This window comes from Dehalococcoidia bacterium (assembly GCA_030648205.1).
GTDB lineage: Bacteria > Chloroflexota > Dehalococcoidia > JAUSIH01 > JAUSIH01 > JAUSIH01.
In genome coordinates this window covers 1-10801 of the sequence record JAUSIH010000019.1, presented here as the reverse complement: position 1 = coordinate 10801, position 10801 = coordinate 1, and the positions used below count along the sequence as shown (strand labels likewise).

The following is a 10801-nucleotide window of genomic DNA, read 5'->3' as shown; positions in this document are numbered from 1 at the left end:
GTCTGCCGCAATTGGAGCAGCGGCTGCGTCAGACGGAGTCCGCCTACGCGGAGGCCGATGGCCGCCGGAAGGACGCCCTGAAGCGGCTCAGCGCGGCGCAGGAGCGGCTACGGTGGCTGGACGAGATGGCGACCCGGCGGGACAGGGACGCACAGGAACTGGAGAAGCTCCGCAGGGAGCAGGGCGCCTACGCCGAGCTGGCTGAGTCCTTCGGCAAGAAGGGCGTCCAGGCGCTGCTCATCGAGACGGCGATCCCGGAGATAGAGGCCGAGGCCAACCGGCTGCTGGGCCGTATGACCGATGGACGCATGGGGCTGAACCTTGAGACGCAGCGCGAGAAGAAGAACGCCAAAGGGGAGACCATCGAGACGCTGGACATCCGCATCAGCGACGAGCTCGGCACGCGCAGCTATGACACCTTCAGCGGCGGCGAGGCGTTTCGCATCAACGTCGCGCTGCGTGTTGCCCTCTCGCGCCTGCTGGCCCGCCGCGCGGGCGCGCCCCTGCCCACGCTGTTCCTGGACGAGGGCTTCGGCACGCAGGACGCCGCCGGGCGGGAGAAGGTGGTGGACGTCATCAACGCCATCGCCGACGACTTCCGGCTCATTCTTGTCATCACCCACATTGACGAGCTGAAGGAGATGTTCCCCGCTCGCATCGAGGTCCAGAAAACGTCGGACGGCTCCCGTTGGTGGCTGTCGTAGGACTGGAACCCTTACCCCCTCATTCCTCCTCTCCCTTCACGAAGGGAGAGGAGGAAGAAATTGAATCTGGGGGCAAGCCCCCAGACCCCCGCCAGACGGGGACGTTGTCCCCTCTGGACTCCTCTTACTCATTTGACCATCGCGGGGCTTGCCGCTACACTCACCTACAGTGTTGAGAGGGAGGCTATAGGTGCTCGGCGAGAAAAAGCTGCGGGAGATCGCCGGTCGCGTGTTCAGCCAGGCCGGTGCGGCGCAGGCGGAGGCGCTGTTCGTTGATTTCGACCTGGCCCTCACTCGCTTCGCCCGCAATGCCATCCACCAGAACGTGAGCGAGCGCCACGCCACACTGACGGTGCGCCTGCTCTCCGGCAAGCGTGCGGGCGTCTCGTCCACCAGCGACCTCTCGCCGGAGGGCGTGCGCCGCGCGGTGGAGGCGGCCTTGGCTACGACACGCGTCGTGCCGGAGAACCCGGCGCTGCCCGGGCTGCCCGCTCCCGCTCCGGTCTCGTCGGCGAAGGCATACGTGGCGCGCACCGCCCGCCAGGGGCCGGAGGAGCGCGCGCGCCAGGCCGCCGTCATCATCCGCAAGGCGGAGGAGCGAGGGCTGGAGGCGGCGGGCGCCGTCAGCGTGCGCGCCACCGAGTACGCCGTGGTGAACTCGCACGGCCTGTTCGCCCGGCACCGGGCCACTGCCGCGGACGTGATGGCGGTGGTCCGCTCCGACACAAGCTCCGGGTACGCCGACCGCGTGGACATGGACATTGGCCGCATTGACGTCGAGGCCGTGGCGGACGAGGCCGTCCAGGGGGCGGAGCGTGGTCGCAATCCCGCGCCCATCGAGCCGGGCGTGTACGAGGTCGTCCTCGCCCCCTACGCCGTCAGCGACATCCTGGACTTCCTGGGCTGGACAGGCTTCAGCGCGCAGGCCGTTCAGGAGAAGCGCAGCTTCCTGACGGGCAGACTGGGCCAGAAAGTCATGGGCGACAACGTCACCATCTGGGACGACGGCCTCGACCCCACCGGCATCCCGATGACCTTCGACTTCGAGGGCGTCCCGAAGCAGCGCGTGGACTTCATCGTGGACGGCGTGGCGAAGGGCGCCTGCTACGACAGCTACACGGCGGCGAAAGAGGGACGCGCCTCCACGGGTCACGCCATCCCGCCCTTCGACGCCTACGGGCCTTTCCCGACGAACCTCTTCATGAAGTCCGGCCCTTCCGCGGAAGGGCCGGACGACCTTGTCCGCCCGGTGAAGCGCGGCCTGCTGGTCACGCGTTTCTGGTACACGCGCACGGTGCACCCGCTGACCGTCGAGGTCACGGGCATGACGCGGGACGGGACGTTCCTCATCGAGAACGGCGAGGTGACGCGGCCCGTGCGCAACCTGCGTTTTACGCAGAGCTACGTGGACGCGCTGAACCATGTGAATAGCATCGGGCGGGAGACGCGGCTGGTGCGGACGGCGTGGAGCGTCAACCGTATTCCTGCGCTGAGGATCGGCGCGTGGCTCTTCAACGGGGCCACGGAGTACTAACGCCAGTCTGGCAAGCTCTTGTATATCGGGGCGCATTCCTTCCCGCGAAGGGGCTCTCCCGCAGAAGGTCTCCGGGAGATTCCTCGTCCTTCATTGGAAGGACTCGGAATGACAGGGCATAGAAGGCAGGCGTCATCTCGGAGCAGGGGTGCAGGGGGCGAAGCCCCCGCCGGGGTCATAGGGGTGTCCCCTATGATCTACGACACCCCCTTCCCCGGCAGGGGAAGGGGTAAACAGGGGGATGGGGCATCTGCCGCAAGCAAGGGCGTGAACTCCGAGCAGCAAGGCGCTCGGAGTGTTCAGATGATCAAAGTGACAGGACACTGGCATAATTTGGCGGACGGAGTACTAACGCCAGGCGGGAGTGGGACACGATGAATACCGACTACCTGCGCAGCTTCGTAGAGGTGGTGCGGCGCGGCAGCTTCTCGGACGCCGCCCGCGCGCTGGGCGTGAGCCAGCCGACCATCTCCTTTCAGGTGCAGCGCCTGGAGGAGGAGGCGAGCGCCAAGCTGCTGGAGCGCCAAGGCGGGCGCGTGGCCCTCACGGACGCGGGCACGCTCTTTCTGCGCTTCGCGGAGCGCGTGCTGGCGGAGGAAGGCGGCCTGCGCGAGAGCATGAAGACGCTGCGCAAGGTGGTCGGCGGACGGCTTGCGCTCGGCGCCAGCACGATCCCCGGCGAGTACATCCTGCCGCGCTTGCTGGGGCCTTTCCTGCGCCGCTATCCCACTGTGCAGGCGACCATCGCCGTCGCGGACACCTCCATCATCGTGGACAAGGTCCAGGCGCGGGACGTGGACATCGGCTTTATCGGCGCGGAGGTGAAGCGGCGCGGTCTGGTCGTGAAGCGACTTCAGGACGACGAAATGTTGCTGCTGGCCCCGCCCAAGCACCCCTTCGCGAAGCGTGGGAGCATTCGGATGGAGGACCTGGAGGGCCAGTCGCTCGTCGTCCGCGAGGAGGGGTCGGGGACGCAGCGCAGCCTGGAGCAGTTGCTGAAGGCGCAGGGGTTCGACCTGGGCCGCGCCAGGCCCCAGCTTGTCGTCGGGTCGAGCCAGGCGGTCATCACGGCGGTGGAGGCGGGCGTTGGGCTTGGCTTCGTCTCCGCGATGGCGGCGCGGGCGAGCCTTGCGCTGGGGCGCACTAAATCGGTCGCTCTGAAGGGCCTCTCCCTGAAGCGGGGCATCTACTACACCTACGCGGAGAAGCAGGCGGACACGCACCTTCTGCAGACCTTTCTCGCGTTTCTGGCTGAGGCCGCGCCGGTCACGTAGCGGCCCCCGAGAGACGCACTCCGTCGTTTGGAACCAGATTGCCGCTGAACTGGTAAGATTCCGCTGGTTCTGTTATAGAGGTACGAGGCCAGAGCAGGGGTATAATGGCGGCGGACTAGAGCAGAGCGTAGCAGTGTCGGTAGATTTGCCCTGCCAATGCTGTGGGGGTCGTATGAAAACTGGAAATTTATTTACTGGAGACTCTCCCGAAGTAAAGCTCCGAAGAGAAGGGCCGTCTGTTAGCAGTGTATTAAGCGCGGTTGCATCTATCGCTTCGATTGCTGCCGCGGTTATCGCTATTTCGGGCATTGCACAACCGTGGCTAGTTGCATTGCTAGTTGTCTTTATTGTTCTGGTCATGGGAGTCCTAGTCTGGCGCCCAATAGCTAACCTAATCGGGTCGCTTGTACAAAGGCGTCAAAGAATGCGTCTTGGCCGCGAACTTGTTAACCAAGCACTGGGTATCGCATCACAGCTTCACGAACAGATGAATATCATGCGTTCTGACAGTTTAGGTACAAATCTGTTTGGACTAAACAGCAGAGGCATTTTCGGCGACTATTCCGCACCGCACCCGGCTCGGCTATCCTTCGCTGTTAAGGGGCTTGCGGAACTAATGCGGCATTCAGGGTATAGGCACGAAACAGTCACCGCTCTCCTTCAGTCGTTCGATATGCTCTTTGCTGTTTACAACGACCTCTACGTGCTTGTTCCCACCGCGAAAGCGAAAAGTACCGCTGACAAAATCTCCGAGTTTGACAAAGACCAGATAAAGAAGTCATTGTTCCGATACAGCTTATTGGTTGAAGAGCACAGGCATCTATGCGACAAGGCGAATGAGATGTTCGGATTGAACCTCGGTGTTTGGTGTCACGAATTACCCGTGTCACTGTAGCAGAATTTTGGCGGGCTACCAATGCGGCTCGTGGGGTCTTTCACTGTCGCGTTCCGACCCGAGTAAGTCTTGGACGAGGAGGTGGAGCATGGCGCTCGGGCTGGGTTCAAGGGAATCGGTGCTGTTGCTGCTCATTCTCTTCGGCGTTGCGGTCCAGTTTTTCCTGATGGGGTTCGCCGTGTGCGACCTTGTACAGCGGCCCGTGGAGAGGCTCCAGGGTGGCAGGAAATGGGGGTGGGCGCTCCTGGTCGTCTTTGTAAACACCCTCGGCCCTATCATTTACTTGCTGACGGCGCGCAAGAAAGAAGTGGCAACGAAGGCGTAGCCCCCGCACTCATGGTGGGCGAACGCCGCGTCCTGTCATTCCGAGCGTAGCGAGGAATCTCCTCAGCGAAAGGGCGCGCGCTAAGCCCCGACCGCCACGTTCCACTCGCGGATGCGCCAGCGGGTGACGAGGCCGTGCTTGACGTAGGGGTCGGCGGCTACAAAGTCCTCGACGGGCTTGGGACTGCTGACGCGGAAGACGAGGGCCGCGCCGTCCAGAGGGTTGGCCCACGCGCCCGCCATGAGCAGCTCGCCGCGCTCGTGCAGCTTGCGGACGAGGGCTATGTGCTGCTCGCGGTGGGGCGCGCGCTTCGTCGCCACGTCCTCCACGTAGTCGTACAAGAGCACGTAGTACATGCGCGGACCTCCAGTGGGAATTCCTTGCTCGTTCTTTGACAGTCTCGGCCTCAGCGGTGTGACCGGAACATAAACGGGGTGGAACAGCGTCCCACCCCGTTGGTCGTGCTGGAAGAACGCGCGGCTTAGGTCTTCGGCTCCCCGTCGGGCTTCGCTTCCGCGCCGGAAGTTGGCGCCGCCTGGCCGCCCTGACCTTCCGTGGTCACTGCCATCGTCTGCCCCTCGGCGGTGACGGCGACCGTCTCCGTCTGCTTCGGGCGCTTCCGGTAGAGCAGCAGGATGACCGCCGCCAGCATCACCAGGCCGGACACCCACTGGGCGGTCGCGATGCCGAGGATCATCCAACTGTCCAGACGCAGGCCCTCCAGCCAGAAGCGTCCCAGGGGGTACCAGACCAGGTACAACAGGGCCAGGTCGCCGTTCGCCATCTTTTTTCCGAAGCGGCGGTTAATCCACATGAGGATAAAGAAGCCCACAATGTTGAACAGCGACTCGTACAGGAACAGGGGATGGAACAGTTTGTAGCTATCGCTCTCGTAGCCGGCCAGCCGGTGCGCCTTGTCAATGGGGATGCCCCAGGGCAGGTCCGTGGGCGGCCCGTACAGCTCCTGGTTGAAGTAGTTGCCCCACCGGCCGATGGCCTGGCCGATGAGCAGGCCCGGCGCGCCGATGTCCATCCACCTCAGCAGGCTGAGCTTCTGCCAGCGCGTGTAGATGACGAAGGCCAGGAGCGCCCCCGCAATGCCTCCGTAGATACCGATGCCTCCCCGCCAGATGGCGGGAATAAGCTCCGGGTACTGGGCGTAGAAGTTCCAGGCGGAGACGACGTGGTACAGCCGCGCGCCGATGAGTCCCAGGGGCACGGCCAGCACCAGGATTCCCACCACGTGGTCGGGGTTCTCGCCCCGCTCGCGCGCCAGGCGGGAGGACACCCACTGTCCGACCAGGATGCCCAGCAGGATCATCAGGCTGTACCACCGGACCTGCAACGGGCCGATGGCGATGGCTATCTCGTACGGTATCGGCAACATGTGACCACCTTACGCTTTGAGTTTCCCGCTATTGTAGTGTTCCCGAAATTCGCCGTCAATGTCATTGCGAGGCCCGATGGTTCGAGTTCCTCACCACAGGCTCTGGAGGGCCGTGGCAATCTGGCTGTGGGGCGCACCCTTCCTCCAGATTGCTTCGTCCTCCTTCCGCGGAAGGACTCCTCGCAATGACAAATCATAGGCGTTTTTCAGAACCAGAACCTAGTATCTCACGCCTTCGCGGGCTTCACAAGCTCGTAGTATACAACACCGTCCCGCGGCGACTCTCGGAGTATCCCCTCGTCCACCATGTGGCGCAGGTGGGCGACTGTCTCCTGCAGCGCGAACTGCCGCGTCCGGAGCGACAGGTGCTCCCATGTGCCGACGCGCCACCTCACGTGTGAGGCAATCTGCCATGCCGTGAGCGGTCCGTCCCGCAGCGCCCGCAGCATCTGCCGCATGCGCGCGCCGTGGTGGCGGCGAAGCTCTCCCAGACGCTTCCGCAGGCCATGAAAGGTCCCCTCGTGCGGCGAGAGGACGTGCTTTACATCCAGATGCTCCAGCTCATCGAGGGAACGGAGGTAATCGCTGAGGGGGCTGCCGCCGATGGTGGGAATATACGATATGTTGGGCGTGATGCGCGGCAGAAGGTGGTCGCCGGAGAACAGCAGCTTGCGCCGTGGGTCGTAGATGGAGATGTGGCCCGGGGTATGCCCGGGTGTCCACAGGACGTGTAATTCCGTCCCGTCCCGTCGCAGGACTTCGTTGCCCCGCACCTGGAGTTCCACCTTCACCTGGAGGTCCTTCATGGCCTCCGGCCTGTTCGGCGGCCCCATGTGCCGGGCGTCGTCGTGCGGCACGCCCTGAGCGACGGCCCACACGGCGAACTCCTTCCGTCGCGCGTCAATGCCCGTGCCCCAGCGCCTGGCCAGCGCTTCAGGGGCGTCAAGCTCGTGCATGATAAGCCGCGCGTGGGAGCGCTCCTTCACGGCGGCGGCCAGGCCCAGGTGGTCCGAGTGGAAATGGGTCACGATGAGGTCGCGCACGTCTGTCCACTCGGCGCCGGTGGCATGCAGTTGCTTGTCCAGGGCGTCCAGTCCCTCTCGTGTGTTCCAGCCGGAGTCTATCATCGTCCAGCCGTCACGGCTTTCGATGAGGTAGACCAGCGTGTAGCCGAGTCCGCCGTCCGGTATCTCCGGATTCCTCGGCATGGGCACCTTGACCTGGTAGACGCCTGACGTGATCTTGCGCACGGTCGTCTCCCTCCCTCTACTCATAAATTTTGCTGTGGGCTGCGCGCTGGGGGCGCCTCACCCCCTCAGTCCCCCTCTCACTTGTGACACGCGTATTGTACGCCTGCCTATGGCCTCTTGCCCGTTCGCTACTCACGTAGCGCTGCGCGGGCGAGTCTCCTCACCCCTTCCTGACGCCCACCTGCACGTTGCGGAAGCGCGCGGGCGCCGCGCCGTGGCCCACGTGCGCCACCTGCTCCGGCTGGCCCTTCCCGCAGTTCGGAATGCCCCATACCGTCCAGTGGGCGCGGTCGCAGACCGCGTCGCAACTGCGCCAGAATTGGGGCGTGATGCCGGTGTAGATGGCATTGCGCAGCATGGCGCCCCGCTTGCCCTTCTTGATCTCCCACGCTATCTCCGTGCCGAACTGGAAGTTCAGCCTGCGGTCGTCAATGCTCCAGCTCCGATTCGTCATCATGTACACGCCGTCGTCCGTGTCGGCGATGAGGTCGTCCAGGCGCCACGTCCCCGGCTCCAGGCTCACGTTCGTCATGCGGACGAGCGGGATGCGGTTCCAGCCGTCGGCGCGCGCGGCCCCGTTGCTCTTCTGACCGATGGTCGTCGCCGTCTCGCGCGACGACAGATAGCCCACGAACATGCCCTTGTTGATGAGCGCGACCCGCTGGGCGGGCACGCCCTCGTCGTCGTAGCCGAAGGAGCCGAGGCCTCCCGGCCACGTGGCGTCGCCCATGATGGTCACGGCGTCCGAGCCGTAGCGGAACTGGCCCAGCCGGTCCGGCGTCAGGAAGCTTGTGCCGGCGAAGGCCGCCTCCATGTCCAGAGCCCTGTCCAGCTCCACGGCGTGGCCGCAGGACTCGTGCACCTGGAGGGCGGTCTGCGTGGCGTCCAGGATGACCGTTGTGACCTGGGGCGGGCACTCCGGGGCTGTGAGCAGGGCGGAGGCCTCCTCCGCGATGCGGGGCGCGTGGCGCAGAATGTCCTGGCGCTCCACGAACTCCCAGCCCTCGCAGGCCTGATGGCGGCCCAGGCTGGCCGGATAGCTGCGTCGCTGTACATCGCCGTGGCCGACGGCTGTGGCCTCCATGCCGCAACCCGTCTCCGTGAGCGTCTGCTCGATGTAGCTGCCCTCGCTGCTGGCGAACGTCTTGGTCTCGCGGAAGCTCTCGCAGCTTGCCTCTGCGACAGTTATCTCCCGCGTCCGCCGCATCGCCTCCGTGGCGCGCACGAGCAGGTCCACCTTCCGCTCAAGGGGAACCGCGAACGGGTCCTGCGCCACGGGCGTGGTGTAGTCGCCGCGGACAACTATCGGCGGCCCCAGCGCAATGGGGCGCGTGCGGGCGGCGGCGGACGCCCGTGCGATGCGCACCGCCAGCGCGGCCATGACGTCGGCCTCGCGCGTGGTCACTTTGCGGCTGCTGGCGAAGCCCCACGCGCCGTCCGCGAGGACGCGCACGCCGAGGCCGACGCTCTCCGCGGTGCGGGCGTTCTCCAGGCGGCCGTTCTTGACGGTGATGACCTGGCTCTCGCGGCGCACGACACGGACGTCCGCGTAGGTCGCGCCCCGGCTCCGGGCCGTGTCCAGCGCCCGCTCCACCACCGCTTTCATCTGCCTAGTCCGGCCTCCTGTACACGATTTGGGGAAGGTCTTCGGGCTTGGCCGTGCGCCCCCGCGCGATGGCCCGACGCCAGCTTCGGGCGTCCCGCACCAGCGCCGCCACATCAATGCCGCAGCGCTCCGGAACGAACGGGGCCAGGTGGCCGATGCCCTTGCCCAGCAGGCCCAGCGCGCCCGCTTTGTTCCCGCGCAGGAGGTGGTGGAAGCCCACGCCGACCTGCAGGACGCCCTGGTACAGCTCCCTGACGGGGCCCGGCTCCGCGAGCCACAGGGCCTCCAGCGTCTCGTGGCACTCGAAGAACTCGCGTCGGTTGAACTGCTCCAGGCCGTGGTACAGCTCCGCCGGGGGGTTCCGCACAGATACAGACGTCTTTGGAGGCATGGCCCGCCATTCTAGCACAGGCACGGTCGTGGGAGCAAAAGGAGGGCGGTCGGACACGCCTCCTGGAGCGGGCCCCGCAGGAGACCATTCGAGAGGAGGCCAGAAGGCCAGGCTCTCTCTGGCGGGGGTCTGGAGGTATCCCCCAGACTAACTCCCCCTCTCCCTTTCGCGAAAAAGGGAGAGGGGGCAGGGGGTGAGGGTCTCGCGACGGCCTCTAGTCGCCCTGGTAGCTCTTGAAGTACTTGGTCTTGCCCAGGAACTCCTCGTACGCGTCGTGGAGCTTGTGGAAGGCGGCGCGGTGGCCCAGCTTCTCCCTGTCGCGGATGAAGACATTGTTCTTCTCGTCGTCCCTGTAGACCAGGTTGGTCCCCAGGGTATGGAAGACGGCGTGGGTCAGGAGCTGGTGCATCCCTGTTGATTCGAACGCGACGCGACGCTGCATCTTGCCCATCATGATGGCGTCCAGCGGCAGCAGGCAGATGGCGCGCGCCAGGTTGTACACCTCGTTCTCCAGGTCCGCGGGCGGCACGGCGCGGGTGATGATGCCCATCTCCTCGGCCTCCTTCGCGGAGACGGTCCGGCCCGTGATGAGCATCTCGATGATCTTCTTCGTGTGGCCCTGGAGCAGCTCCAACGGCATGAAGGGCTGGCCGCCGAAGGCGAGGCGCTGGCCGCGGTGCGCGAACCTGGAGTTGTTCGCCGCCACCGCGATGTCGCTGTTCTCCACCATGAAGATGGCGGCCTCAATGCACCATCCGTGAATCTGGGCTATGACCACTTTGCTGCAGTTCTGGACGAACCGGGGCAGTCCCATCACGTGGTCGTAGTCAACCTGAAGCCGCACCCCCTGGGGAGGCTTGATGGTGGGCGAGCCACCGTACACGCGGTACACCATGGACAGGTCAAAGCCAGCGGAGAAGTTGCGTCCGTTGCCCTTCAGGATGACCACCTTCACGGTTTCATCCCTGCTGATCGACTCCATGGCCTGGCGGATTTCGTCCGTCATCTCCCCCGGGCCGATGCTGATGGCGTTGCTCTTCTCCGGGCGGTTGAGGACCAGATGAATGATGTGGGAGTCTTTTGCGTCCCGCTCGTACAACAGGGTCTTGAACGTGGGGTCAGCCATACGCGCCTCCTTAGACTTCTCAAGCTCCCTGAACACAAGGGAGCACTTTCCGCTGCTTGTGAAGGGCCGTCGTCATGTCGGTCTGGGCGACGTAGAGACGCCCGCGCCGAAAATCGGCGGCCAAGTCACGCTATCACGCCAGCTAGGGCCTGTCAAGCGACAGAGCCTTGGGTAGTGTATCAGTTTGCCGTGGTAGGGAATGGGACTCTACCCGTCACACCGGCGAAGGCCGGTGTCCAGAGACGTGCGTGGGGGAGACGCTCTGATGGATTCCGGCTTTCGCCGGAATGACGACGACCTAACTGATAC

At 64.9% G+C, this 10801-nt stretch carries 11 protein-coding genes; 5 read left to right on the top strand and 6 right to left on the bottom strand.

What is annotated here, in order from left to right:
• The 5 genes from Q7T26_02215 to Q7T26_02195 form a co-directional block, all read left to right on the top strand.
• Window positions 1-704, top strand: a 704-nt coding sequence (locus Q7T26_02215) for an SbcC/MukB-like Walker B domain-containing protein (GenBank protein MDO8530971.1), incomplete at its 5' end; no start/stop codon positions are given.
• Window positions 705-894: 190 nt separating this feature from the next.
• Window positions 895-2238, top strand: coding sequence for a TldD/PmbA family protein (locus tag Q7T26_02210; GenBank protein MDO8530970.1), 1344 nt, complete (start codon window positions 895-897; stop codon window positions 2236-2238).
• A gap of 374 nt (window positions 2239-2612) precedes the next feature.
• Complete coding sequence (locus tag Q7T26_02205; GenBank protein ID MDO8530969.1) at window positions 2613-3512, top strand: LysR family transcriptional regulator; 900 nt, start codon at window positions 2613-2615, stop codon at window positions 3510-3512.
• A gap of 172 nt (window positions 3513-3684) precedes the next feature.
• Window positions 3685-4407, top strand: a complete 723-nt coding sequence (locus Q7T26_02200) for a hypothetical protein (GenBank protein MDO8530968.1) — start codon at window positions 3685-3687, stop codon at window positions 4405-4407.
• A gap of 88 nt (window positions 4408-4495) precedes the next feature.
• Window positions 4496-4732: a PLDc N-terminal domain-containing protein gene (locus Q7T26_02195; GenBank protein ID MDO8530967.1), complete on the top strand. Its 237-nt coding sequence runs from the start codon at window positions 4496-4498 to the stop codon at window positions 4730-4732.
• A gap of 80 nt (window positions 4733-4812) precedes the next feature.
• On the opposite strand, the gene Q7T26_02190 is transcribed toward Q7T26_02195, so the two are convergent.
• The 6 genes from Q7T26_02190 to Q7T26_02165 form a co-directional block, all read right to left on the bottom strand.
• Window positions 4813-5088: a YciI-like protein gene (locus tag Q7T26_02190; GenBank protein ID MDO8530966.1), complete on the bottom strand. Its 276-nt coding sequence runs from the start codon at window positions 5086-5088 to the stop codon at window positions 4813-4815.
• A 125-nt stretch (window positions 5089-5213) separates the two neighbouring features.
• Window positions 5214-6119, bottom strand: coding sequence for a prolipoprotein diacylglyceryl transferase (gene lgt / locus Q7T26_02185; protein MDO8530965.1), 906 nt, complete (start codon window positions 6117-6119; stop codon window positions 5214-5216).
• 227 nt (window positions 6120-6346) lie between these two features.
• Window positions 6347-7369 carry an MBL fold metallo-hydrolase gene (locus Q7T26_02180; GenBank protein ID MDO8530964.1) on the bottom strand — a complete coding sequence of 341 codons (1023 nt, stop codon included), beginning with the start codon at window positions 7367-7369 and terminating at the stop codon, window positions 6347-6349.
• Window positions 7370-7529: 160 nt separating this feature from the next.
• Window positions 7530-8975 (bottom strand): TldD/PmbA family protein, encoded by a 1446-nt coding sequence (locus Q7T26_02175; GenBank protein ID MDO8530963.1) that lies wholly within the window; start codon window positions 8973-8975, stop codon window positions 7530-7532.
• A 4-nt stretch (window positions 8976-8979) separates the two neighbouring features.
• Complete coding sequence (locus tag Q7T26_02170) at window positions 8980-9342, bottom strand: DUF309 domain-containing protein (GenBank protein MDO8530962.1); 363 nt, start codon at window positions 9340-9342, stop codon at window positions 8980-8982.
• A 238-nt stretch (window positions 9343-9580) separates the two neighbouring features.
• A complete protein-coding gene (locus tag Q7T26_02165; GenBank protein MDO8530961.1) occupies window positions 9581-10492 on the bottom strand; it encodes an enoyl-CoA hydratase/isomerase family protein in 912 nt (303 codons plus the stop codon).
• Between the last annotated feature and the right edge of the window lie 309 nt (window positions 10493-10801).

What these genes read in the sequence shown, in the direction of transcription:
- Q7T26_02205 (MDO8530969.1), top strand. Translation starts at nt 2,613, where the DNA reads ATGAATACCGACTACCTGCGCAGCTTCGTAGAGGTGGTGCGGCGCGGC.
- Q7T26_02200 (MDO8530968.1), top strand. Translation starts at nt 3,685, where the DNA reads ATGAAAACTGGAAATTTATTTACTGGAGACTCTCCCGAAGTAAAGCTC.
- Q7T26_02195 (MDO8530967.1), top strand. Translation starts at nt 4,496, where the DNA reads ATGGCGCTCGGGCTGGGTTCAAGGGAATCGGTGCTGTTGCTGCTCATT.
- Q7T26_02190 (MDO8530966.1), bottom strand. Translation starts at nt 5,088, where the DNA reads ATGTACTACGTGCTCTTGTACGACTACGTGGAGGACGTGGCGACGAAG.
- lgt (MDO8530965.1), bottom strand. Translation starts at nt 6,119, where the DNA reads ATGTTGCCGATACCGTACGAGATAGCCATCGCCATCGGCCCGTTGCAG.
- Q7T26_02175 (MDO8530963.1), bottom strand. Translation starts at nt 8,975, where the DNA reads ATGAAAGCGGTGGTGGAGCGGGCGCTGGACACGGCCCGGAGCCGGGGC.
- Q7T26_02165 (MDO8530961.1), bottom strand. Translation starts at nt 10,492, where the DNA reads ATGGCTGACCCCACGTTCAAGACCCTGTTGTACGAGCGGGACGCAAAA.